The organism is Streptomyces sp. ML-6 (assembly GCF_030116705.1).
In the GTDB taxonomy this organism is placed as follows: Bacteria; Actinomycetota; Actinomycetes; order Streptomycetales; family Streptomycetaceae; genus Streptomyces.
Genome location: NZ_JAOTIK010000001.1, coordinates 4,506,953 through 4,528,965, shown reverse-complemented (window position 1 = coordinate 4,528,965; position 22,013 = coordinate 4,506,953). Strand labels below are relative to the sequence as shown.

22 protein-coding genes and 1 pseudogene are annotated in these 22,013 nt (G+C 72.2%); 7 read left to right on the top strand and 16 right to left on the bottom strand.

Features of this window, described 5'->3' with window-relative positions; translation table 11 throughout:
- The first annotated feature begins 171 nt into the window (after positions 1 to 171).
- Positions 172 to 510 carry a hypothetical protein gene (locus tag OCT49_RS20175; protein ID WP_283853253.1) on the top strand — a complete coding sequence of 113 codons (339 nt, stop codon included), beginning with the start codon at positions 172 to 174 and terminating at the stop codon, positions 508 to 510.
- Here the strand turns inward: OCT49_RS20175 and OCT49_RS20170 are convergent.
- Entirely contained in the window at positions 458 to 919 is a 462-nt protein-coding gene (locus OCT49_RS20170; protein ID WP_283853252.1) for a ribosomal maturation YjgA family protein, read from the bottom strand. The two genes, OCT49_RS20175 and OCT49_RS20170, sit on opposite strands and share 53 nt — an antisense overlap.
- Before the next feature lie 249 nt (positions 920 to 1,168).
- On the opposite strand from OCT49_RS20170, the gene OCT49_RS20165 reads away from it, so the two are divergent.
- Entirely contained in the window at positions 1,169 to 2,152 is a 984-nt protein-coding gene (locus tag OCT49_RS20165; protein ID WP_283855875.1) for a GlxA family transcriptional regulator, read from the top strand.
- A 58-nt stretch (positions 2,153 to 2,210) separates the two neighbouring features.
- On the opposite strand, the gene OCT49_RS20160 is transcribed toward OCT49_RS20165, so the two are convergent.
- The 3 genes from OCT49_RS20160 to OCT49_RS20150 form a co-directional block, all read right to left on the bottom strand.
- A complete protein-coding gene (locus OCT49_RS20160; protein WP_283853251.1) occupies positions 2,211 to 3,260 on the bottom strand; it encodes a Zn-dependent alcohol dehydrogenase in 1,050 nt (349 codons plus the stop codon).
- Complete coding sequence (locus OCT49_RS20155) at positions 3,257 to 4,450, bottom strand: acyl-CoA dehydrogenase family protein (RefSeq protein ID WP_283853250.1); 1,194 nt, start codon at positions 4,448 to 4,450, stop codon at positions 3,257 to 3,259. Before OCT49_RS20155 ends, OCT49_RS20160 begins: the two co-directional genes overlap by 4 nt.
- 103 nt (positions 4,451 to 4,553) lie before the next feature.
- Positions 4,554 to 5,468 (bottom strand): SDR family oxidoreductase, encoded by a 915-nt coding sequence (locus OCT49_RS20150; RefSeq protein ID WP_283853249.1) that lies wholly within the window; start codon positions 5,466 to 5,468, stop codon positions 4,554 to 4,556.
- Positions 5,469 to 5,551: 83 nt separating this feature from the next.
- Here OCT49_RS20150 and OCT49_RS20145 point away from each other — a divergent pair, with 83 nt between their 5' ends.
- Complete coding sequence (locus tag OCT49_RS20145) at positions 5,552 to 6,478, top strand: cyclase family protein (protein ID WP_283853248.1); 927 nt, start codon at positions 5,552 to 5,554, stop codon at positions 6,476 to 6,478.
- A gap of 48 nt (positions 6,479 to 6,526) precedes the next feature.
- On the opposite strand, the gene OCT49_RS20140 is transcribed toward OCT49_RS20145, so the two are convergent.
- The 7 genes from OCT49_RS20140 to OCT49_RS20110 form a co-directional block, all read right to left on the bottom strand.
- Positions 6,527 to 7,186, bottom strand: coding sequence for a response regulator (locus OCT49_RS20140; RefSeq protein ID WP_283853247.1), 660 nt, complete (start codon positions 7,184 to 7,186; stop codon positions 6,527 to 6,529).
- Positions 7,161 to 8,432 (bottom strand): sensor histidine kinase, encoded by a 1,272-nt coding sequence (locus OCT49_RS20135; protein ID WP_283853246.1) that lies wholly within the window; start codon positions 8,430 to 8,432, stop codon positions 7,161 to 7,163. The genes OCT49_RS20140 and OCT49_RS20135 overlap by 26 nt, the downstream gene beginning before the upstream one ends.
- A gap of 66 nt (positions 8,433 to 8,498) precedes the next feature.
- Entirely contained in the window at positions 8,499 to 8,684 is a 186-nt protein-coding gene (locus tag OCT49_RS20130; RefSeq protein WP_283853245.1) for a DUF5708 family protein, read from the bottom strand.
- Positions 8,685 to 9,222: 538 nt separating this feature from the next.
- On the bottom strand, positions 9,223 to 9,813 hold the full coding sequence (locus tag OCT49_RS20125; RefSeq protein WP_283853244.1) for an ATP-binding protein: 591 nt from the start codon (positions 9,811 to 9,813) through the stop codon (positions 9,223 to 9,225).
- A gap of 507 nt (positions 9,814 to 10,320) precedes the next feature.
- Positions 10,321 to 11,259, bottom strand: coding sequence for an acyl-CoA dehydrogenase family protein (locus tag OCT49_RS20120; RefSeq protein WP_283853243.1), 939 nt, complete (start codon positions 11,257 to 11,259; stop codon positions 10,321 to 10,323).
- A 6-nt stretch (positions 11,260 to 11,265) separates the two neighbouring features.
- The gene (locus tag OCT49_RS20115; protein WP_283853242.1) at positions 11,266 to 12,417 is read right to left on the bottom strand and encodes an acyl-CoA dehydrogenase; all 1,152 of its coding nucleotides are present in this window, start codon (positions 12,415 to 12,417) and stop codon (positions 11,266 to 11,268) included.
- Positions 12,418 to 12,423: 6 nt separating this feature from the next.
- Positions 12,424 to 13,617 (bottom strand): amidohydrolase family protein, encoded by a 1,194-nt coding sequence (locus tag OCT49_RS20110; RefSeq protein ID WP_283853241.1) that lies wholly within the window; start codon positions 13,615 to 13,617, stop codon positions 12,424 to 12,426.
- Positions 13,618 to 13,764: 147 nt separating this feature from the next.
- On the opposite strand from OCT49_RS20110, the gene OCT49_RS20105 reads away from it, so the two are divergent.
- Entirely contained in the window at positions 13,765 to 15,303 is a 1,539-nt protein-coding gene (locus OCT49_RS20105) for a class I adenylate-forming enzyme family protein (protein ID WP_502963397.1), read from the top strand.
- A gap of 97 nt (positions 15,304 to 15,400) precedes the next feature.
- Here the strand turns inward: OCT49_RS20105 and OCT49_RS20100 are convergent, their stop codons facing one another.
- Entirely contained in the window at positions 15,401 to 15,922 is a 522-nt protein-coding gene (locus OCT49_RS20100) for an EF-hand domain-containing protein (RefSeq protein ID WP_283853240.1), read from the bottom strand.
- Between the two features lie 95 nt (positions 15,923 to 16,017).
- Positions 16,018 to 16,386 (bottom strand): STAS domain-containing protein, encoded by a 369-nt coding sequence (locus tag OCT49_RS20095; protein WP_283855873.1) that lies wholly within the window; start codon positions 16,384 to 16,386, stop codon positions 16,018 to 16,020.
- A 368-nt stretch (positions 16,387 to 16,754) separates the two neighbouring features.
- Between OCT49_RS20095 and OCT49_RS20090 the strand changes: the two genes are divergently transcribed.
- Positions 16,755 to 17,339 carry an RNA polymerase sigma factor gene (locus OCT49_RS20090; protein WP_283853239.1) on the top strand — a complete coding sequence of 195 codons (585 nt, stop codon included), beginning with the start codon at positions 16,755 to 16,757 and terminating at the stop codon, positions 17,337 to 17,339.
- Positions 17,340 to 17,382: 43 nt separating this feature from the next.
- Positions 17,383 to 18,681, top strand: coding sequence for a zf-HC2 domain-containing protein (locus OCT49_RS20085; protein WP_283855872.1), 1,299 nt, complete (start codon positions 17,383 to 17,385; stop codon positions 18,679 to 18,681).
- Positions 18,682 to 18,831: 150 nt separating this feature from the next.
- Here OCT49_RS20085 and tnpA read toward each other — a convergent pair.
- A pseudogene (gene tnpA / locus OCT49_RS20080) lies at positions 18,832 to 19,242 on the bottom strand (IS200/IS605 family transposase); the annotation flags it as partial.
- A gap of 26 nt (positions 19,243 to 19,268) precedes the next feature.
- Between tnpA and OCT49_RS20075 the strand changes: the two are divergent.
- Positions 19,269 to 20,486 carry an RNA-guided endonuclease InsQ/TnpB family protein gene (locus tag OCT49_RS20075; RefSeq protein WP_283853237.1) on the top strand — a complete coding sequence of 406 codons (1,218 nt, stop codon included), beginning with the start codon at positions 19,269 to 19,271 and terminating at the stop codon, positions 20,484 to 20,486.
- A gap of 15 nt (positions 20,487 to 20,501) precedes the next feature.
- On the opposite strand, the gene purU is transcribed toward OCT49_RS20075, so the two are convergent.
- Positions 20,502 to 21,380, bottom strand: coding sequence for a formyltetrahydrofolate deformylase (purU, locus tag OCT49_RS20070; protein WP_283853236.1), 879 nt, complete (start codon positions 21,378 to 21,380; stop codon positions 20,502 to 20,504).
- Positions 21,381 to 21,408: 28 nt separating this feature from the next.
- Complete coding sequence (locus OCT49_RS20065) at positions 21,409 to 21,855, bottom strand: SCO4402 family protein (protein WP_283855871.1); 447 nt, start codon at positions 21,853 to 21,855, stop codon at positions 21,409 to 21,411.
- Between the last annotated feature and the right edge of the window lie 158 nt (positions 21,856 to 22,013).

Genomic DNA, 22,013 nt, shown 5'->3' with positions numbered 1-22,013 from the left:
ACCGCCACGAGTGGCCGGAGGGACACGGTTCGCAGGAATCGGGCCACGGGGATCGCCGCCCTCCCCGTCGGAGGGGCGGGCCGAAGAGGGGTTCCGTGGGCGCGTACGATCGCCAGTCGGCCGACGAGCCGGGCCCGCCGGCCCCGTCGCGCGCCGATCCTGGGGGATTCCATGCAGTGGACGGCACGTCAGCACTTCCACCACCGCTCCGCGCTGATGCAGACCTGGGGCGCCGTACTGCTGCTCATCGCCTGCGTCCTGTGGGTCTGGCTGGGCTTCCTGCTGGCGGACCCGGAGGACACGTACTACTACGGGGGCACGTCGGTGTACAAGGTGGAGAGCGGCGTACCGAAGCAGCTGACCCTCCTGGGGATCTCCGTGCCCCTGTCCGTCCTCGGTACGGGGCTGCTGGTCGCCGGCAGTGTGCGCAGGCAGACCAGCGCCCACGTCTTCGAGGTCATCGAGATGCAGAAGTCCGAGGAGCGCAGCCGGGAGAAGAAGGGGAAGTGACCAGGGCCGCCACCGCCCAGGCGAACCCCGCCCCCACCGCGTACCAGAACAGGTCGGGCGCGTTGAACGTCGAGCCGAGCACCAGCCGTGCCACCGCGCTGCGGCCGGCGAGGTCCGCCGGTATCCCGGTCAGTTGCAGCAGTTCCACCGCCCAGCTGAACGACAGCGCCGCCCCGGCCGCGACGGCCGGGCGCGCGCCGGGCGCGATCACGGCGACCAGGGCGCAGATCAGCACGGTGTAGAGCGCGTCCCCGGCGTACTTGGCGAAGTCGCCGTCCGCGAACGCCCTGACCCCGAGCCCGGCGAGGACGGTCAGCACCGCGCCCCCGGCCGCGACCGCGCGGGCGCGCCGAGTCGTGCGTGCGCGCCGGACCGTGCGGGACTCCCCCGCCACCGTTTCCTCGTGCATCTCCCCGTTCCCCTTCCGTCCCACCTGCCGCGGTGTTCCCTCGACCGATCCCGGTGCCCATGTTTCCGGTTCCGCCCCCGGGAGGCGTGACGGGGGCACGACGGGGCGTGCGGGAACGCCGGGCCGGGAATGCGTGGGGGCACCGTCGGCCTTGTCCTCCTCGTGCGATGACGCACGACGGCTTGTGGTCTATACCAACTAGGTCTATACCAGCTAGGACGAGGTGAAGGGAGTCCGCCCATGCCGCCCATGCCGCACCGGATCGCCGTCCTGGCCCTCGACGGGCTGCTCCCCTTCGAGTTGGGCATTCCGCAGAGGATCTTCGGCCGCTCGTTCGGCGTCGAGGCCCACGACAGGGGCCGCAGCCTGTACGAGGTCGTGACCTGCTCCGTCCGCGCCCCGGGGCCGATCCGTACCGACGCGGACTTCACGATCACCGTCGAGCACGGCCCGGAGGCCCTGGCCACCGCCGACACGGTCGTGATCCCCGCCAGTTACGAACTCGGCCCCGTCCACACGGAGGGCCGGCTCACCGACGAGCTCGCCGCCGCGCTCGCGCACGTCCGGGCGGGCACCCGGATGGTCTCCATCTGCACGGGCAGCTACGTGCTGGCCGCCGCCGGGTACCTGGACGGGCGGCCCGCCACCACCCACTGGTGGCATGCCGACCACTTCCAGCAGCTCTTCCCGAAGGTACGGGTCGATCCGGACGTCCTGTTCATCGACGACGGGGACGTCCTGACCTCCGCCGGGGTCGCCGCCGGGATCGACCTCTGCCTGCACATCGTGCGCCGCGACCACGGCACCGCCGTCGCCAACGACGTCGCCCGCCGCACGGTCGTGCCCCCGCACCGGGACGGCGGGCAGGCGCAGTACATCCGGCGCCCCGTGCCCGACGACCGGTTCGCGACCACGACCACCGCCCGCACCTGGGCGCTCGGGCGGCTGGAGCGGCCGATCCAGCTGCGCGACATGGCGCAGCAGGAGTCGATGAGCGTGCGGACGTTCACCCGCCGGTTCCGGGAGGAGGTCGGGGTCAGCCCCGTCCAGTGGCTGACCCGGCAGCGGGTCGAACGGGCCCGGCAGCTGCTGGAGTCGACGGACCTGTCGATCGACCAGGTGGCGAGGGACGCGGGCTTCGGCACGTCCACGTCGCTGCGGCAGCACCTCCAGGCGGCGCTGGGGGTGTCCCCGACGGTGTACCGGCGCACGTTCCGGTCCGGGCGGGTCTGAGGCCCCGCACGTTCCGGGCCGAGCAGGTCCGAGACCCCGCACGTTCCGGGCCGGGCGGTCAGAACACCAGCACGCCCCGGGCCACCCGGCCGTGGCGCGCGTCGTCCGCCGCCCCGGCGAAGTCCTCCACCGGGTAGGTGCGGGTGACGAGTTCGTCCAGGAGCAGCCGGCCCTCCCGGTACAGGTCCGCGTAGAGCGCGATGTCCCGTTGCGGGCGCGAGGAGCCGTACCGGCAGCCCAGGATCGACTTGTCCAGGTACATCGACGAGACGAGGAACGAGGCCTCGGCCGTCGCGGCCGGGACGCCCAGCAGGACCGCCTGGCCGTGCCGGTCCAGCAGGTCGACGGCGGCCCGGACCAGCTCCGTGCGGCCGACGCATTCGAAGGCGTGGTCGGCGCCGTGGGGCAGGATCTCCCGCACCCCGTCGGCCGAGGTCAGGAAGTGGGTGGCGCCGAACCCCCGGGCGGCCTCCTCCTTCTCCGGGTTGCTGTCGACGGCGACGATCGTCAGGGCGCCCGCGATCCGGGCGCCCTGGATCACGTTGAGCCCGATGCCGCCGGTGCCGATCACCACGACCGTGTCGCCCCGGTCCACCTTCGCCCGGTTGAGCACGGCGCCGACGCCCGTCAGCACCCCGCAGCCGATCAGGGCCGCGGAGGCCAGCGGCAGGTCCTTCGGGATCCTCACCGCCTGCACGGCCCTGACCAGGGTCCGTTCGGCGAAGGCCGAGTTGGAGGCGAACTGGTACAGCGGCTTCCCCTGCCGGGAGAACGGCTGCCCCGGCATCCCGATCGCCTTGCGGCACATGGTCGGCCTGCCCCGGTCGCACTGGGCGCAGGCCCCGCAGTTGGCGAGCGTGGACAGGGACACGTGGTCGCCGGGCGCCACATGGGAGACGCCCGCGCCGACCGCCTCGACCACGCCCGCGCCCTCGTGCCCGAGCACCACCGGCGCCGGGAACGGGATCGTCCCGTCGATCACGGACAGATCGCTGTGGCACAGTCCGGCCGCGGCCACCGCCACCAGCACCTCGCCGGGGCCAGGCTCGCGCACCTCCAGGTCGTCGACGACCTCGGTCCGGATGCCGTCGAAGACGACGCCTCTCATCCCGTCTCCCTCGGTAGGCCGAGCACCCGCTCGGCGATGATGTTCCGCTGGATCTCGTCCGAGCCGCCGTAGATGGTGTCGGACCGGCTGAACAGGAACAGCCGCTGTGCCTCGTCGAGTTCGTACGGTGCCTCCGCCGACCAGGCGGCCGGGCCGACGGCGCCCGCCGCGCCCCTGACCGCCACGGCCAGTTCGCCCAGGCGCCTGTGCCAGCCGCCCCACAGCAGCTTCGCCACGCTGGGCGCGCCGGGGTCGTCCGCGCCGCCCAGGGTGCACAGGGCGTTCCAGCGCATGGTCTTGAGCTCCGCCCACTGGCGGACGAGGCGGTCGCGCAGCACCGGATCGGTGACGGCGCCACTCCCGACGGCGGCCCGGACCACCCGGTCGAGCTCGGCGGCGAACCCGATCTGCTGGACGAGCGTGGAGACGCCGCGCTCCCGGGCGAGCAGCCCCATGGCGACCTGCCAGCCGTTGCCCTCGCCGCCGACGCACTCCTCGGCGTGCGCCCCGTCGAAGAAGACCTCGTTGAACTCGCTGGTCCCGGACATCTGCCGGATCGGCCGCACCTCGATCCGGCCCGGCTGGTCCATCGGCACGAGCAGGAACGACAGGCCGTGGTGGCGCCGCGAGCCGGGGGTGGTGCGGGCCAGCACGAAGCACCAGTCGGCCTCCCGGGCCAGTGACGTCCAGATCTTCTGCCCGGTGACGCGGTGGCCGCCGGCGGCGTCGGGCACCGCGACGGTCCGCACCGCGGCGAGGTCCGAGCCGGCGCCCGGTTCGCTGTATCCCTGGCACCAGAGCTGTTCGCCCCGGGCGACGGCGGGCAGGAAGCGGCGCCGCTGCTCCGGGCTGCCGTGCGCGATCAGGGTCGGGGCGAGGAGGTTCTCGCCGATGTGGCCGACCCGGGCGGGGGCGGCGGCCCGGGCGTACTCCTCGGCCCAGACGACCTGCTGGGTGAGGGTGGCGTGCCGGTTGCCGTGGCCGGCTCCGCGGTCGTCCCAGCCGAGGCCGATCCAGCCGGCCCGGCCCAGCTCGCGCTCCCAGGCCCGGCGGACCGCGAAGCCCTCGTGCTCGCTGCCGGGGCCGCCGGTGCCGGCCGCCGCCGCGTACTCGCCGACCAGGTGCGCCGCCAGCCAGCCGCGGGCCTCCTCGCGGAACGCGGTGTCGTCGGGGCCGAAGTCGAAGTCCACGGTGCCTCCCTGCTGTTGCCGCTGCCACCGTCGTGGCCGGGGCCGCTGCCGTTCGAAAAGCGAGTCCGGGCCCGGGGCCGGTGCCGTTCGGGAAAGGGGCCCGTCAGGCGTTCGGCCTCGTCCCGGCCTTCGCCGCGGCGGCCATCTCCTCCAGCCGTGCCAGCATCGGCATCGGGTCCGTGCCCACCGTCCCCGGCAGGAAGTCCGCGATCCGTTCCGGGGTCCACGCCCCCTCCACGTAACCCGCCCGCAGCTCCCTCGGCTGGGCCCAGACCGCGATCTTCGGGCCCGCGACCGTGTACACCTGGCCGGTGATGCCCTCCTTGCGGGCCCGGTCGCCGAGCAGGTAGACGACGAACGCGGCCACGTCCTCCGGCTCGCCGATCTCCTTGAGCTCCATGGGCACGCCGGCGGACATCCGGGTCCGGGCGACCGGGGCCACGGCGTTGGCCGTGACGCCGTACTTGTGCAGGCCGAGCGCCGCGCTGCGCACCAGCGAGATGATCCCGCCCTTCGCGGCGCTGTAGTTCGCCTGGGCGACGCTGCCCTGGTGGTTGCCGCTGGTGAAGCCGATCAGCGTGCCGCCGCCGTCCTGCCTCCGCATCACCGCCGAGGCGGCCCGGAAGACGGTGAAGGTGCCCTTGAGGTGGGTGGCGACCACCGGGTCCCACTCCTCCTCGGACATGTTGAACAGCATCCGCTCCCGCAGGATGCCGGCCACGCACACGACCCCGTCGACCCGCCCGTACCGGGTGAGCGCCGTGTCCACGACCCGCTGCCCGCCCGCCATCGTGGAGATGTCGTCGGCCACGGCCACCGCCTCGCCGCCCGCCGCCACGATCTCCTCGACGACGGACTCGGCCACCTCGCTGCTCGGCTCGCCGCCCCCGACGGACACCCCGTAGTCGTTGACGACGACCCGCGCCCCCTCGGCCGCCGCCGCGAGTGCGACCGCCCGCCCGATGCCGCGCCCGGCCCCCGTCACGGCGACCACCTTGCCTGCCAAGAAGTTCCCCACGCCCGGCCCCTTCCCGCGGTTTCTGACGGACCGTTAGATTTTATGGGCCATCAGGTCCACGAGCACAAGCCCCGGGAGGCACCGTGTCACTGCCGGCCGAGTTCCACGAGATCGCCGAGCGGGTCAACAACTGGGGCCGCTGGGGCGCCGACGACGAGACCGGGACGCTCAACCTGATCACCGACGCCGTCGTGCGCGAGGCGGCGGCCACCGTGCGCAGCGGGCTGCGGGTCCCGCTCGCCCTCCCCCTCGGGCCGGACGGCGTGCAGAGCGGACTGGTCCCCGGGCGGATCAACCCGGTGCACACCATGGTCCAGATCAACCAGGAGCTCTTCGGCCCCGGCACCGTCGCCACCAGCGACGACATGGCGGTCCTGAGCCTGCAGACGGCCACCCACTGGGACGCCCTGAGCCATGTCTCGCACTCGGGGAGGCTCTACAACGGCCGCCCGGCCGACACGATCACCCCGCACGAGGGCGCCCGGTTCGGCGGGATCGACAAGGTGGCGCACGTCGTCTCGCGCGGGGTGCTGCTCGACGTGGCCCGCGCGCACAACACGGACCGGCTGCCCGGCGGCCACGCCGTCACCCCGGAGGACCTGGAGGCGGCGGAGGAGCTGGCGGGCGTCCGGGTCCGGGCGGGCGACATCGTGCTCGTACGGACCGGGCAGATGCGGGTCCTCCTGGCGGGCGACCGGAACGCGTACGCCCACCCGTCGCCCGGCCTCTCGGTCCGGACGCCCGAGTGGTTCCGCGCACGCGATGTCGCGGCCGTCGCCAACGACACCCTGACCTTCGAGATCTTCCCGCCGGAGATCGACGACCTGTGGCTGGGGGTGCACGCGCTGGACCTGGTCGAGATGGGCATGCTCCAGGGCCAGAACTGGAACCTGGAGGAGCTGTCCACGGTCTGTGCGCAGGAGCGGCGGTACGCCTTCCTGCTCTCCGCGACGCCGGAGCCGTTCACGGGTGCGACCGGCGCCCCGGTCGCACCCGTCGCCGTCCTCTGAACGGCACGCCCCCCACGCGGCCGCCCACCGGCCCGCCCGGAAGGGCTCTCACCGCGCGGGCTGCTCGCCCCCGAGACCGCGCTCCTGGACGAGGATCGCGGCCTGCACCCGGGAGCGCAGCCCCAACTTGGCCAGGATGTGCGAGACATGGGACTTCACGGTCGTCTCGCTGATGTAGAGCCGCCGGGCGATCTGCTGGTTGGACAACCCCTCGCCCAGGCACTCGAATACGTCCCGCTCGCGGTCGGTGAGCTGCGCCGGCCCCTCGGGGCGGGGCCGGACGGGGGCGACGGAACCGGCGAACTTCGAGATCACCCGCCGGGTGATCTGCGGCGCCAGCACGCCGTCGCCCTGTGCCACCAGCCGTACCGCCTCCACCAGTTGCCGGGCCTCCACGGACTTGATCAGGAAGCCCGCGGCCCCGGCCCGCAGCGCGGCGTAGACGTACTCGTCGAGGTCGAAGGTGGTCAGGACGAGCACCTGGCAGACGCCCTCCGAGACCAGGACGCGGGTGGCCTCGATGCCGCCGCCCGGCATGCGGATGTCCATCAGCACCACGTCGGGCCGCAGCTCCCGCGCCATCCGCACCGCGCTGTTGCCGTCGGCGGCCTCGCCGACCACCTCGATGCCGTCGGCCCGGCCCAGTATGAGCACCAGCCCCGACCGCACCGCCGCGTGGTCGTCAGCGACCAGAACCTTCATGCGCATGCTCCCTCTCTCCTCCCAGCGGGAGTACGGCGTGAACCCGCCAGCGATCGCCGACCGGCTCTGCTGAAATCGTTCCCCCGATCGCCACCGCGCGCTCGTGCATGTTGAGCAGGCCGATGCCGGCGCCGGGCAGGACGGACATCTCCTCGCCGGCCAGCTCGTTGACGACCTCCACGTACAGGTCGCCGCCCTCGGGGCGCACGGTGACCCAGGTGCGCGCCCCCCTTGCGTGCTTGACGGCGTTGGTCAGCGCCTCCTGCACGATCCGGTAGGCGGCGAGGTCGACGGAGGCGGGCAGCCCGTGCAGCGGGCCGTCCGCCGGACCACCCGCCGGGTCGTCCGCCGCCCCGACGGTCACGGTGACGTCCAGCCCGGCGGCGCGCGCCGATTCGAGCAGGGCGTCCAGTTCGGCCAGGCGAGCGGGCGCGGTGCAGGAGACCTGCTCCCCCTCGGTGTTCTGGCCCCGGAGCAGCTCGATCATGGCGCGCATCTCGCGCAGCGCGTCCACACTGTTCTTCCGGATGGTGCGGAGCACCTCGTCGACGGCCGCCCGATCCTCGCTCATCGACCCCACGGCGTCCGACTGGATGGCGATGGCGGAGAGGTGACCGGCGATCACGTCGTGCAGCTCCCGCGCCATCCGGGCCCGTTCCTCCGCCACGGCCGTGCGCCGGTCGAGCTCGGCGATGGTGGCCTGCTGCTCCGCCCGGGAGCGCTCCGCCTCCGCCACGTCCCGTTCCTGGCGCACCGTCATGGCCCACCAGACCGGGACGAACACGATGGTGAGCATCAGCATGACCAGCAGCACGATGGCCTGCCAGTCGCGCATCACCGACAGCAGGACCGCCGCGCCCACCGCCATCAGCGCGATGACGGTGCGCACGAGCATCCGGCCGGCGTACCGGGAGGCGTGCAGGGTGGCGCTGTAGAGCAGCTCCGACAGCACCAGCAGCATGGAGATGCTGAAGCCCATCAGCACGTCGACCGCACCGAAGAACAGACCGGCGCCGAGTGCGGACATCGGCAGCCGCCTGCGGACCAGCACGGCCGCGCAGGCACCGCCGAGGGGGATCAGCCGCCAGCCGATGGACACGTTCCACGGCGCGAAGGCGTGCACGTCACGGAAGAACGGATACCAGCCGACGACGTAGAGGGCGGCGCCCACCACGAACAGCCCGGCGGCGGGCAGGACGTCCTTCCGCTCGAAGCGGGAGATCCTGTTCCATAAAACGCCGAGAGCTGTCACACGGTCATGAAATCACAATGAGCAGTGGGGGTTCGGGCCGGAAATGAACGGATGACGGGACGGCCCTCATCCCCGGACAACTCCCTTGTACAGCCCGTACAACACCTCCAGCACACCCAGCGCCATTAATACGACACCGAGTTTGGTCAGGGTGACGACGGGCGTTTCCACGTCCCCGGTGAACTGCCAGAGCACCAGCCCGACGACGAAGGTGACACCGCCGCCGACCAGTGCCTTGATGGTGGGATTCATCTCATGCCCTTCTGACCCTTGACGGTCGGCTTTCCTTTTTCGCACCTCGACCTCGAACACGGCGGAAAGCGAGAACCCAACCGCTCCGGGACGCACGGTCGTCTCCGCCCCCGGCGGGCAGGAAACATCTTTTCTTTCTTCCTTCACCCCGATTTCCTCGGCGTGAATTCCTGCCGGTCCCGCCGCAGGGGACCGGCAGGGCGACGTTGCAGGAAACAGCCGAGTGGCACCGGGAGCGCGCGGGCCGACGCCGCCGCGGCGGCGTCCTCGGCCGCCGGTCTCGATCGACGATCCGATCCTGCCAGCAGCGGACGCGCAGGACACCCTACGAAAGTAGGAGACCCCTCCCACCAGGCAGAACGCGCGTCGGAGCGGGGGGCACGGCCGTTCTCCACAGGCCGGGCCAGGCCGGGCCGGGGCCGCGGCCCCGGCGCGGCTCCGTGCCGCAGCCGCCGCGACCCCGTGGGCCGGGTTCCCGCAGCGGCGTCCGCCGTTCGACAACGGCGCGCGACCCCGCCCCGGGAGACTGCTTTAACCTTTATGCACCTCGGGTGACGGTGCGCGGGGGCCGATACGCCGCGCGGTCCCCGCCGCCCGGTTCCTGCACCCCGTGCGCGCTCCGCGCGCCGTGGCCGGCCGGCACGTCATGGACGCTTGGCACATCGTGGACACCCGGCACGTCATGAACGCATGGCACGTCATGGACCCCCGGCACGCCCTGGATCACCGGAGCGCCACGGTCCACCTCGCACCAGATGCGCTTGCCCGCGCCCTCCGGCTGCCAGCCCCAGCGGTCGGCGAGGCCGTCGACCAGCTCCAGGCCCCGGCCGTTGGTGTCCTCGCCCTCGGCGTGCCGCTGCTGCGGCGGGCGGCAACTGGCGTCGGCCACCTCGACCCGCACGGTCCCGGACCCGCCCGCCGAACCGAACAGCATGCGCAGCACGGCCGGACATCCGGTGTGGACCACCGCGTTGGTGACCAGTTCCGAGATCAGCAGGATGAGCGTCTCCGCCAGCGGCTCGTCGTCCCGTATCCCGGACCCGATCAGCCTCGACCGCGCCCATCTACGGGCCCGTCCCACCTCCGCGGGATCCGGCCCGACTTCCAGCTGAACCTGAAGCACCTGCACCGCTCACACCATCCGAACCGGCGGACACATCGCCTCGCGCCTCCTCGGGGTCACGGAACGTGACTCCCCTATGAGACAGCATGGTTGACGTACAGTCACCGCAACAAGCGCTTCGGGCATATTCCAGCGCGAAGGAGTACGCGTGGTGCATACTGTGCGACGCACATTGCGGGGAATCGAACTGAGGCCCGATCGGGGTGCCGGAATCGCTTTCCGGGCAGGCCCCGAGCCTCTGTGCGATATACGAGCAGCGCGCCGGAGCCGGACCGGGGCCGCCGTACGGGCCACCCCCGGAGCATCTGATTCCAGTTGCTGTCGCACCCCACGGAGCGTACCCGAGCACGGAGCCGACTCCGTCCCGTGACGAATCATGGAAGGGGCACGCATCCGGGTCCGCGCCCGCCGGCTGCGCTGCGTGACTCCGCAGCGTGAAGCTCGCACCCCGGCCTGCCGTGCGGGAACCGCCCCCGCCCACCCGCGCACGAGCCGCGCGGAAACCGCCCGGCCTCAGCACAGGTCCGTCGCGAGAACCTCCTCGGCCGCCTCCGCCGTCATCCACCACCCGGCCCGCAACCAGGCCCGTTTGAGGTGGAGATGGACGTCGGACTCCCAGGTGAAGCCCATGCCGCCGTGCACCTGGAGGCAGTCGCGGGCGTTGCGGACCGCGGCCTCGTCGGCGAGCAGCTTGGCGCCCGCGATCTCCACCGGGTCCGCCGTCACGGCCGCCGCGTACACCGCGGAGCGGGCCAGCTCGGCGCGGACCAGCATCTCCGCGCACAGGTGTTTGACCGCCTGGAAGGACCCGATCGGCGAACCGAACTGCTCGCGCGCACCGGCGTGTTGAACGGCCATGTCGGTCGTGCGCGCGGCGCTTCCGAGTTGTTCGGCAGCAGTCAGGAGCGCCCCCTCCGTCCGTAACCGCCCCCCGTCCGACACCTGTTCCCCCACCTCGGGAGGATTCGTCACCCGCCACAGCGGTGTGAACGGATCGAGCGACCGTACGGGTACGGCGGACTCCCGCGCCCGGCCGGCGTCCCGCAGCACGGCCGCCCCCTCGCTCCCCGGTACGAGCAGCGCGTCGGCCCCGTCCAGGTGTGCCACCGGCCGGCCCGGTTCCCAGGCCGTCACCACCGCCTCGCCCTCCGCCGCGCCCTTCACCGCACCGGCCGCGAGCTGGGTGGCGACCAGGGGCCCCGGCAGCAGCGCGGCCCCCGCCTCCTCGAAGAGGAGGACCGCTTCCGGCAGTCCGAGTCCGACACCCCCCTCCGCCTCCGGCAGCCGCAGCGCGAAGAACCCCGCCCGCGCGAGCTCCCGCCACAGCGTCCGGTCGAGTCCCGCACCGGCGTCGAGGTCGGCCCGCATCCGGTCCCTGCCGAAGCGTCCGGCGAGCAGTTCCCGCACCCCCGCCCGCAGGGCCCGCTGGTCGTCCGAGAGCTGGAAGTCCATGCCGCGTCAGCGCCCCTTCGGCAGGCCGAGCAGCCGCTCGGCGACGATGTTCCGCTGGATCTGCGAGGTGCCCGCGGCGATGGTGTACGAGAGCGAGGACAGCCGGTCCAGGACCCATTCCCGGTCCAGGTCCGCGCTGTCCGCGCCGAGCACCTCGGCGGCCGCCTCGTACAGTTCCTGGCGGGCCTGCGAGTAGCGCAGCTTGAAGACCGAACCGCCGGTGCCCACGACGCCGCCCCGCCCGGCCTCGCCCACGTTCCACTGGGTGAGCCGCCACAGCGCCCGGAACTCGGCGTTCAGCCGGCCCAGCCGGCGGCGCAGCACCGGGTCGTCCCAGCGGCCGTCGGCCCGTGCTTCGGCGGCCAGGGCGTCCAGGGTGCGGCGGCAGGCGACCACCTCGCCGACGAACGCCGTGCCGCGCTCGAAGGAGAGCGTGACCATGGTGACCCGCCAGCCGTCGTTCTCCGCACCGACCCGGTTGGCGACCGGCACCCGCACCTCGTCGAGGAACATCTCGGCGAACTCGGTGGAGCCGGCGAGGGTGCGCAGCGGGCGGACGGTGACGCCGGGGGTGTCCATCTCCATGGCGAGCCAGCTGATCCCGCGGTGCCGGGGCGCCGCCGGGTCCGTGCGGACCAGGAGTTCGCACCAGTCGGCGACCTCCGCGTGCGAGGTCCAGATCTTGCTGCCGCTCACCACGTAGTGGTCGCCGTCGCGCACCGCCCGGGTCCGCAGCGCGGCGAGGTCCGAACCGGCGTCGGGCTCGCTGAACCCCTGGCACCAGATCTCGTCGCCGCGCAGCACCGGGGGCAGCCAGCGGGCCCGTTGCTCCGCCGTGCCCTCGGCGGCGATCGTCGGGCCGGCGTGCAGCAGCCCGACGAAGTTCGCGCCGACGTACGGGGCCCCGGCCCGTTCCGTCTCCTCCAGGAAGATCAGGTGCTGGGCCGGGGTGGCGCCCCGGCCGCCCGCGTCGACGGGCCAGTGCAGACCGGCGTACCCGGCGTCGTACAGCATCCGCTGCCAGGCGGTGTCGTACGCGCGGCGCCCCGGCCAGTCGTCGGGGTGGGGCCGCGCCGCCAGCGAGGGGAGCACGGCGGCCAGCCACGCGCGCAGCCGGGCCCGGAACTCCTCCTCCTGCGGCGTGTACGAGAGGTCCATGCCCGCCTACTTGTCCAGGTCCAGGTCGAGCATCCGGATCGCGTTCCCGCGCATCAGCTTGTAGACGGTCTCGTCGTCCAGGCCGCCGACGTGGTCCAGGGCTACCTGCTTGGTGTGCGGGAAGGTCGAGTCGACGTGCGGGTAGTCGGTCTCGAAGGTGGCGTTGTCGCGTCCGACGACGTCGAGCGAGGCGACGCCGTGCTTGTCGCGGAAGAAGCAGCAGAAGATCTGCCGGTAGTAGTACGTGGACGGCGGCTCGGGGATCAGATCGCGCACCCCGCCCCAGGCCCGGTGCTCCTCCCAGACGTCGTCGGCGCGTTCCAGGGCGTACGGGATCCAGCCCATCTGCCCTTCGCTGTAGGCGAGCTTGAGCCGGGGGAAGCGCACCAGGACCCCGCTGAACAGGAAGTCCATCATCGAGGCCATGGCGTTGTTGAAGGAGAGGCCGGCCTGCACGGCGGGCGGGGCGTCCGGCGAGGCGGCGGGCATCTGCGAGCTGGACCCGATGTGCATGTTGACGACCGTGCCGGTCTCCTCGCAGACGGCGAAGAAGGGGTCCCAGTAACCGGTGTGGATCGAGGGCAGCCCGAGGTGGGTGGGGATCTCGGAGAAGGTCACCGCCCGCACCCCGCGCGCCGCGTTGCGCCGGATCTCGGCGACGGCCAGATCGATGTCCCAGAGCGGGATGAGGCAGAGCGGGATGAGCCGGCCGCCGCTGTCGCCGCACCACTCCTCGACCATCCAGTCGTTGTAGGCGCGCACGCAGGCGAGCGCCACCTCCTTGTCGTGGGCCTCGGCGAAGGTCTGGCCGCAGAAGCGCGGGAAGGTCGGGAAGCAGAGGCTGGCCTCGACGTGGTTGAGGTCCATGTCCTTCAGCCGTTCGGCCGGGTCCCAGCAGCCGGGGCGCATCTCCGCCCGGGTGATCCCCTCCAGCGTCATGTCGTCGCGGTCGAAGCCGACGGCGGCGATGTTGCGCTTGTACGGGAACTTCAGGTCCTCGTAGATCCACCAGTCGGTGGGCGGACCGTCCGGGTCCATCGTGATGACGTACTTGCCGCCGGTGTACGCCAGCTCGCCGATGCCCGCGGTGAGCGGCTGCGGACCGCGCTCGCGGTACTTGGCGGGCAGCCAGGTCGAGAAGAGGTGCGGCGGCTCGATCACATGGTCGTCGACGCTGACGATCCGAGGCAGTTCCGTCATGGTGTCCCCTTCGGCGAACGCATTTCTGATGACCCGTCAGATCGATGTCGCCCTCAGGCTAGCCCCGCACCCCTGGACCGACAAGGCGCGGCGCTCTACGCTCTCCGCACTATCTGACTATCCGTCAGCATTCGAGAGGGGTCGGCCGTGACCGGGACCGCACACGCCCTGAGCACCTCGGGCACCTTCTGGGAACTCGTCGAGCACCGGGCCGCCCTGACCCCGGACCGCGCCTTCCTGATCCAGGGCGACCGCACGCTGACCTTCGGCGGGCTGCGCGAGCGCGGCGAACGGGTCGCGGCCGGGCTGTGGGAACTGGGCGTGCGCCCCGGCCGGGTGGTGGCCTGGCAGCTGCCGACCCGGATCGAGACGGTGCTGCTGTCCTTCGCGCTGGCCCGGATCGGGGCGGTGCAGTCGCCCGTCATCCCCTTCTACCGGGACCGCGAGGTGGGGTTCGCGCTGCGCGAGTCGAAGGCGGAGTTCTTCGCCGTACCGGGCACCTGGCGCGGCTTCGACCACACGGCGATGGCCGCCCGCCTGGCGACGGGGGGACGGCCGGTGGTGTTCGAGGCGTACGACGCGCTGCCGGACGGCGATCCGTCGGTGCTCCCGCCGCCGCCCGACGACGGCACGGCGGTGCGCTGGATCTACTGGACCTCGGGCACCACCTCCGATCCGAAGGGCGTGCTGCACACCGACCGCAGCCTGATCGCGGGCGGTTCCTGCCTGGCCCACGCGCTGCGGCTGACGGGGGACGACGTCGGCTCGATGGCCTTCCCGTTCGCCCATGTCGCCGGGCCGGACTACTCGGTGATGCTGCTGCTGTACGGGTTCCCCGCAGTGCTTTTCGAGCACTTCGCCCTGCCGGACGCCCTGCCGGAGTACCGGCGGCACGGGGTGACGGTCGCGGGCGGGTCCACCGCGTTCTACTCGATGTTCCTGGCCGAGCAGCGCAAGGACCCGGCCGGGAAGCCCGTCCCCACCCTGCGGCTGCTGGCGGGCGGCGGCGCCCCCAAGCCGCCGGAGATCTACCACGCGGCGGTGCGCGAGATGGGCGTCCAGCTCACCCACGGCTACGGCATGACCGAGGTCCCCATGATCACGATGGGCGACCCGGAGGACACCGCCGAACACCTCGCCGGAACGGAGGGCCGCCCGCCGGCCGGCATGGAGATCCGGATCACCGACGAGCACGGCACCCCGCTGCCGCCCGGCACGGACGGCGAGGTACGGCTGCGCGGGGAAGCCGTCTGCCGGGGCTACCTGGACCCGGAGGCGTCCGCCGCGGCGTTCGACGCGGAGGGCTTCCTGATCACCGGCGACGTCGGCCACCTCCGGGAGAGCGGCCACCTGGTGCTCACCGGCCGGCTGAAGGACATCATCATCCGCAAGGGCGAGAACATCTCCGCCAAGGAGATAGAGGACCTGCTGCACCAGCACCCCGCCGTCGGCGACGCCGCGGTGATCGGCCTGCCCGACCCGGCCCGCGGCGAACTCGTCTGCGCGGTGGTCGAACAGCCCCCCGGCACCCCGCCGCTGACCCTGCCCGAACTCACCGAGCACCTGCGGGCGGCCGGCCTCGCCGTGCACAAACTGCCCGAACGCCTGGAGGTGGTGGCGCAGCTGCCGCGGAACGAGACCCTGCGCAAGGTGCTGAAGTACCGCCTGCGGGAACGGTTCGCCTGAGAGCCGACGGGCCAACAGGCCGACAACACGGGCGGGAACGACGGCGGGTACGGAGCCGGGCGCGGCGCCCGGCTCCGTACCCGGAAGGACGAGGGGGCTACGCGTCCGGGGCGATCACCGTGAAGTACGTGGCGAGGGCCGCCACCGCGTCCTGCTCCGCGATCCTGCCGTCCCCGTCCGCGTCCAGGCCCCGGGCCGCGAGCCCTGCCGTGGCGTCGTCCGCGCCCAGCACCACGAGCGCCCGCTCCACGGCGGACACGGACGCGGAACCCGCGCCCTCCCCGTCCGCCACGGCGATGGCGGCGCGCAGGAACGGGCGGGCGATCTCCGCGAAGCGCTCCGGGTTGTCGCGCAGCCGCTTCACGGCCCCGCCCACGAACTCCTCGCGGGTGACCCGCTGATCCCCGTCCACGTCGGCGATGCCCGCCATGCCCTGCCAGAACGCCTCGGCCCCCGTGTAGAGCGCCTGCCCCTTGTCGCAACGGGCCGTCGTGCCGAACTCGGCGAGCAGCCGGGCCGCGGCGGCGTTGAAATCGGCCCGATCGATGTACCCGTTGCCGTCCTGGTCGAAGGCGGCGAAGCGGTGAGCGATCTTGCGCTCGTACTCTGCGCTGTCCATGCGTGGAGCGTACGGGGTCGGCGGACGTCACGTGTCACCTGTGCGCCTCGTGGTTGTCACGACCCGGTCATCAGGCGCGGTCGCCCGGCGGGAACTCAGGCCGAGAGCGGCCGGGCCCGGCCGTCGACGGCGGCGTCCGGGTCGGGGTAGACGTCGAAGAGCCGGCGCACGCCCAGCGCGGCGAGCACCCGGTTGAGGTGGGAGCCCTCCTCCGCGCCCCGGTCCGGCAGGATCAGCCGCAGCCGGCCGCCGCAGGAGCGCATCAGTCGGCGGGAGGCGATCAGCACGCCGACGCCGCTGGAGTCGCAGAACAGGACCTCGGAGAGGTCGAGCACCACGTCGTGGCGGCCGACGGCGACCGCGTCGTGGACGGACTGCCGCACGACGGGCGACGACACCAGGTCCAGTTCGCCGCGCACCCGCAGCACGGTCCACCCGTCCCGCTCGGTCCCGACGACCTCCAGCGGCTCCCGTGAGTGCTCCTGGGCGGGCCGGGCGGCGTGGGCGACCACCGGCGCCGGGCGGTTTCCGGTAAGGCGGGGACTCCTCACGTGACGGGGCCTCTCGTTCCGGGGAATTCCGGCGATCCGGAAGTTTCCGTTCCTTCTCGCGCGTGCCCCGGTCGTACACCGGTGAAACACCGGGGCGCGTCACGGGGCGCAACCGCATCCAAACAGAAATGATCGTTCCGGGTCGGGTTCCGGCACCGCCGGGCGGCGCATTCCTTATCATCCCGGGCCTCTCCGGGGGCGTACTTGCCGCAAAAAGACGTGCTCGATCGGCGTGTCCGACTACATTCGGTGTGACGAGGGGAACAGGGCCGGGAGTTCGCATGGCGAAAAACGCACCACCCCGCTGGGACCGCAAGATGCAGCAGCGGCTGGCACGCGGTGAGGCGGCGGCCCTCGGCGAGCTCTACGACCGGTTCGCCCCGCTCGTGCACAGCCAGGCCCACTGGATGCTCGACGACGAGACCGCCGCCGACCTGGTGACCCGCGAGGTCTTCGGCTACGTCTGGGAGCACCCGGACGCGTACGACCCGAAGCAGGGCTCGATGCGCTCCTGGGTGGCCCGGCTCACGCACCGCCAGTCCGTGCGGCGGCTGCGCGAGGAGGCCGACCTCCGGGACGGCACGGACGAGGAGATCGAGAAGGAGCTGGAGGAGCGGGTGCGGCTGGCCACGGCCGCGGCCCGCGCCGACTACATCGTCTCCTCCATGCCCGCCCCGCTGCGGGCCGCGCTGGAACTCGCCCACATCCAGCGCAGGGACTACCGGCAGACCGCGTCCGACCTCGGGGTCAGCGAGGACGAGGCCCGCCGCCGGCTGCGGCTGGGACTGCAGCTGCTCTCCACCGCCCGCTCCCGTCCGCTGGAGGGGATGTCGCCGCCCGGATACGGACAGCCCCTTGAACAGTGACGACGCCGCCGGCCGCGCGGACGACGGCCGGCGCGACGACGAGATGCGGGGCGGCCGGCGCGTTCCGGGCCCGCGGGGCGCCGCGGACGACCTCGCCCTCGACGCCGTCCCTCCGCCGCAGCCCGTGCCCGGGGCCGCGTGGCCGACGCCCCGGCCGACGACACCGGAGCCGGAAACCACCGGGGCACCACCGGACCGGCCGGACCCGCCCGCCCCGGTGCCGACGCTTTCGCACCACGTCCTCAAGGCCCTCCTCGGCGCCTGGGCCCTGACCGCCTGCTCGGCCGAGGAGACCGATGCCGTCGAGGCGCACCTGACCGAGTGCGCCGCCTGCGCGGACGAGGCCCTGCGGCTGCGCGACGCGGTCGGCCTGCTGCACACCGACCGCAGCCTGGACCTCGATCCGGCCCTGCGCAACCGGGTGATCGACTCCTGTCTGACCCGCCGCCCGCCCGGCATCCCGGTGCCGGACTGGGCCGCCCCGTACGACGCGGAGACCGCGCGGCTGGACGCGCTGCTCCGCGACATCGGCGCCCCGGAGTGGCACGCACCGGTGCGCCTGAAGTGGTTCGAGGAGGAGCAGCAGGCCCGGCGCCGGACGACGGTCGCGGGCGTCATCGGCCACCTCATGACCGTCGACGGGCTGGTCGCCACCGCCCTCGGCCTCGACGTCCCCCTCGGCGACGGGGTCACCGGCCGGGCCGACGACTGGCCGCTGTCACCCGCCCCGCGCACCGAGAAGTACTGGTCCGCCGCCCGGCTGCCGCCCACCCGCGCCGTCCGCGAACCGTGGCGCGCCCAGAGCCACACCCTCATCCGCACGGTGTCCTTCGCCGGTCGCGGGGTCTCCGAACTGTCCGTCTCCTACGGCGACTTCGCCCTGCCGATGCACGACGCCCTGCTGGACCGGGCCTTCGAGTGCTGGGTGCACGGCGGCGACATCGCGGACGCGGTGGACTATCCGTACGAGGCGCCGTCCGCCGCCCACCTCAACCGGATGATCGACCTGGCGGCCCGGATGATCCCGGCCGCGCTCGCCGGGCGGCGCAGGTCCGGGCTGGCCGGACCGGCCCGCCATCTGGTGACCGCCGGTTCGCCGGGCCGTTCGCTGCATCTGGAGATCGAGGGCTCGGGCGGCGGCGACTGGTACATCCCGCTGGACTCCCCGGCCGCGCTCGGCTCGCCCGATCACACGGTGGCGCAGGTCGCGCTGGACGGGGTGGAGTTCTGCCGGCTGGTCGCCGGGCACGTGCCGCCGGTGGAGGCGGCGGCCGGACAGCAGGGGGACCGCGAGGCGATCCGCGACGTGCTGTTCGCCGCGGCCTCGCTGAGCCGGCTGTAGTACCCGGCCCCGCAACCGGCCGACCGGCTGCGGGGCCCGGCCCTGCGGTCGGCCGGGCGCCGGCGGGTGCTACCGGGACTAATCGCAGTGCTCCCCGTTTACGGGGGAGGTGAAGCGATTCTGAGCGCTGCTCTGACCCGCAGGCTGGAGCGGACGGTTCTGCTGCTCGATGTACTGACGGACGATCGACAGCGGCGCGCCGCCGGCTGATCCGGCGAAGTAGGAACCGGACCAGAGCCGCTGAGCCCGCCAGTAGTGCCGGACGAGGTCGGGAAACTCCTGGCGGAGCCTGCGGGAGCTGACGCCTTTCAGCGAGTTGACCAGCTTGGACAGGGCCACCTTCGGCGGGAAGTTCACCAGCAGGTGCACGTGGTTGTTCTCGCCGTTGAACTCCACCAGCTCGCACTCGAAGTCCTCGCACACGGCGCGCATGATCTCCTCCATGCGCGTCAGGTGCGTGCCCTTGAAGACCTTGTGCCGGTACTTCGTCACGAAAACCAAGTGGGCGTGGAGGACGAAAGCACAGTGACGACCAGTTCGAATGTTCTGATGCTCGGCCATAAACCAACCGTAGTACGCTGATCGGTGTGCAGTTGAGGTACGGCTTCCGCCTGTACCCGAACGGTCCTCAGCGCTCCGCGCTGGCCCAGGCGTTCGGGTGCGCCCGCGTCGTGTTCAACGACGCGTTGCGCGCTCGCGAGACCGCCCGTGCCGCAGGCGGGGCGTTCCCCAGGACCGGGGACCTGTCCAGGCTGCTGATCACCGAGGCGAAGAAGACCGACGAGCGCGCCTGGCTCGGCGAGGTGTCCGCCGTGGTGCTGCAACAGTCCCTGAGGGACCTGGACACGGCGTACCGGAACTTCTTCGACGGGCTGAAGGGCAAGCGCCCGCGCATGGGCGCACCCCGCTTCAAGTCCCGCAAGGACAACCGGCAGGCCGTACGGTTCACCGCCAACGCCCGCTGGAAGATCACCACCGGCGGGGACCTGTCATTGCCGAAGATCGGCGACGTGCGGGTGAAGTGGTCCCGCAGCCTGCCCTCGGTCCCGTCCGCAGTGACCGTGATCAGGGATGCGGCCGGCAGGTACTTCGCGTCCTTCGTCGTCGAGACCGAACCCGAGACGCTGCCCGACGTGGAGCCGGTCGTCGGCATCGACCTCGGTCTCGGGCACTTCGCCGTCCTTTCCGACGGCACGAAGACCGACGCCCCGCGCTTCCTGCGCCGGGCCGAGAAGAAGCTCAAGCGCGAACAGAAGCGCCTGAGCCGCAAGGCCAGGGGAAGCAACAACAGGACCAAGGCCCGCGTCAAGGTCGCCCGTGCTCACGCGCAGGTCGCCGACGCACGGCGCGAGTTCCACCACCAGCTCTCCACACGGATCATTCGCGAGAACCAAGCGATTGCCGTGGAGGACCTGGCGGTCAAGGGACTCGCCCGTACACGCCTGGCCAAGTCCGTCCACGACGCCGGATGGTCCGCGTTCGTCGCGATGCTGGAGTACAAGGCCGCGAAGTTCGGCCGGTCCTTCCACCGCATCGGGCGGTTCGAGCCGACCTCACAGGTCTGCTGCGTGTGCGGCGTCAAGGACGGGCCCAAGCCCCTCCACGTCCGCACCTGGGAGTGCGGGGCGTGCGGGTCCGTCCTCGATCGCGACATCAACGCGGCGGTCAACGTCGCCAAGGCCGCCGGACTGGCGGTGTCAGCCTGTCGAGCGCAGGTAGGACCGGTACCCGTACCGGCACAGCGCGGTGAAGCAGGAACCCACCGAGACGGTCAGCCGACCGTGGTAGGAATCCCCGCCTTTTAGGGCGGGGAGCGGAAGTCAAGAGAAGACCACCGTGCGCCGGCCGTTGAGCAGGATGCGGCGCTCCGCGTGCCACTTCACCGCCCGTGCCAGCGCCTGGCACTCCACGTCGCGCCCGATGGCCACCAGCTGGTCCGGCGTGACCCCGTGGTCCACCCGCTCGACCTCCTGCTCGATGATCGGGCCCTCGTCGAGGTCGGCGGTCACGTAGTGCGCGGTGGCGCCGATCAGCTTCACGCCGCGGGCGTGCGCCTGGTGGTACGGCTTCGCGCCCTTGAAGCTCGGCAGGAAGGAGTGGTGGATGTTGATGATCCGGCCGCTCAGCTGCTTGCAGAGGTCGTCCGAGAGCACCTGCATGTAGCGGGCGAGGACGACCAGCTCGACGTTCTCCTCGCGGACCAGCTCCAGCAGCTGCGCCTCCGCGGCGGCCTTGGTCTCCCTGGTCACCGGGATGTGCCGGAAGGGGATGTCGTACGAAGCGACGAGCTCCGCGAAGTCCGTGTGGTTGGAGACGACGGCCACGATGTCGATCGGCAGCGCGCCGATCCGGGACCGGAACAGCAGGTCGTTGAGGCAGTGCCCGAACTTGCTGACCATCAGCACGACCCGCATCCGCTCCGAGGAGCGGTGGATCTGCCACTCCATCCGGAAGGAGTCGCCGATCGCCGCGAAGCTCGCCCGCAGCTTCTCCACGGTCACCGGGCTCTCCGCCGAGAAGTGGACCCGCATGAAGAACAGGCCCGTGTCGTGGTCGCCGAACTGCTGGCTGTCCTCGATGTTGCAGCCGGTCATGAAGAGGTAGCTCGACACGGCGTGCACGATGCCCTGCTTGTCGGGGCAGGAAAGGGTGAGGACGTACTGGTCCGGAGCGGTGGCGGCGGGCGTGGACTCGGTCATTCCCGTAGCGTGCCACATCGGTCCGGGATCAGGCCGATCTGGTCAGAATGCGGAGCACGTCCAGGGAGCGCGGGGGCGTGTCGGGGTCCTCGCCGTCGTTGCCGGCGAGCAGCACGTGGGCCTCGCGGGCGGCCCGTACCGCCTCCGGCCAGCCGTGGTGCTCCAGGTACGCCGAGACCGGCGCGTCCGCTCCGACCTGGTGCATGATGCGCAGCACCCGGAGCACGGCGACGTCGACGAGGGCGGCCTCGCCGGCGTCGCGGAATATCGTCCCGACGTACTTCTCGGCGGACCAGTTGTCCAGCCAGGTGTCCTCGACCAGGCGGTACACGGCGTCGGTGACGTCGCCGTACCCCTCCCGGCCGGCCAGCCAGCACTCGTGGTGGAAGACCGGGTCGGAGAGCATGTGCAGCGCCGAGCGCACGTTGCTGCGCCAGCGCCACCAAGGCATGTCATTCAGCGGCATGCCGCCCATGGTGGAGGAGCGACGGCCGCGACGTGAAGTGTTCTCCGAACCTTGCTGCACGGTCATCGATCGTACGTTCCCTTTTCCGCCTCCCCCGCGGACCCCCGCAATTCACCCGGACGTCACCGAGCGTTGACCGGCACACACTGCGGCGTTACCCCGCGGCG

Excerpts from the sequence above, each read along its gene's own strand:
- OCT49_RS20175 (WP_283853253.1), top strand. The coding sequence starts at position 172 with ATGCAGTGGACGGCACGTCAGCACTTCCACCACCGCTCCGCGCTGATG.
- OCT49_RS20170 (WP_283853252.1), bottom strand. The coding sequence starts at position 919 with ATGCACGAGGAAACGGTGGCGGGGGAGTCCCGCACGGTCCGGCGCGCA.
- OCT49_RS20165 (WP_283855875.1), top strand. The coding sequence starts at position 1,169 with ATGCCGCACCGGATCGCCGTCCTGGCCCTCGACGGGCTGCTCCCCTTC.
- OCT49_RS20160 (WP_283853251.1), bottom strand. The coding sequence starts at position 3,260 with ATGAGAGGCGTCGTCTTCGACGGCATCCGGACCGAGGTCGTCGACGAC.
- OCT49_RS20140 (WP_283853247.1), bottom strand. The coding sequence starts at position 7,186 with ATGCGCATGAAGGTTCTGGTCGCTGACGACCACGCGGCGGTGCGGTCG.
- OCT49_RS20130 (WP_283853245.1), bottom strand. The coding sequence starts at position 8,684 with ATGAATCCCACCATCAAGGCACTGGTCGGCGGCGGTGTCACCTTCGTC.
- OCT49_RS20120 (WP_283853243.1), bottom strand. The coding sequence starts at position 11,259 with ATGGACTTCCAGCTCTCGGACGACCAGCGGGCCCTGCGGGCGGGGGTG.
- OCT49_RS20115 (WP_283853242.1), bottom strand. The coding sequence starts at position 12,417 with ATGGACCTCTCGTACACGCCGCAGGAGGAGGAGTTCCGGGCCCGGCTG.
- OCT49_RS20110 (WP_283853241.1), bottom strand. The coding sequence starts at position 13,617 with ATGACGGAACTGCCTCGGATCGTCAGCGTCGACGACCATGTGATCGAG.
- OCT49_RS20100 (WP_283853240.1), bottom strand. The coding sequence starts at position 15,922 with ATGGACAGCGCAGAGTACGAGCGCAAGATCGCTCACCGCTTCGCCGCC.
- OCT49_RS20090 (WP_283853239.1), top strand. The coding sequence starts at position 16,755 with ATGGCGAAAAACGCACCACCCCGCTGGGACCGCAAGATGCAGCAGCGG.
- OCT49_RS20085 (WP_283855872.1), top strand. The coding sequence starts at position 17,383 with ATGCGGGGCGGCCGGCGCGTTCCGGGCCCGCGGGGCGCCGCGGACGAC.
- purU (WP_283853236.1), bottom strand. The coding sequence starts at position 21,380 with ATGACCGAGTCCACGCCCGCCGCCACCGCTCCGGACCAGTACGTCCTC.
- OCT49_RS20065 (WP_283855871.1), bottom strand. The coding sequence starts at position 21,855 with ATGGGCGGCATGCCGCTGAATGACATGCCTTGGTGGCGCTGGCGCAGC.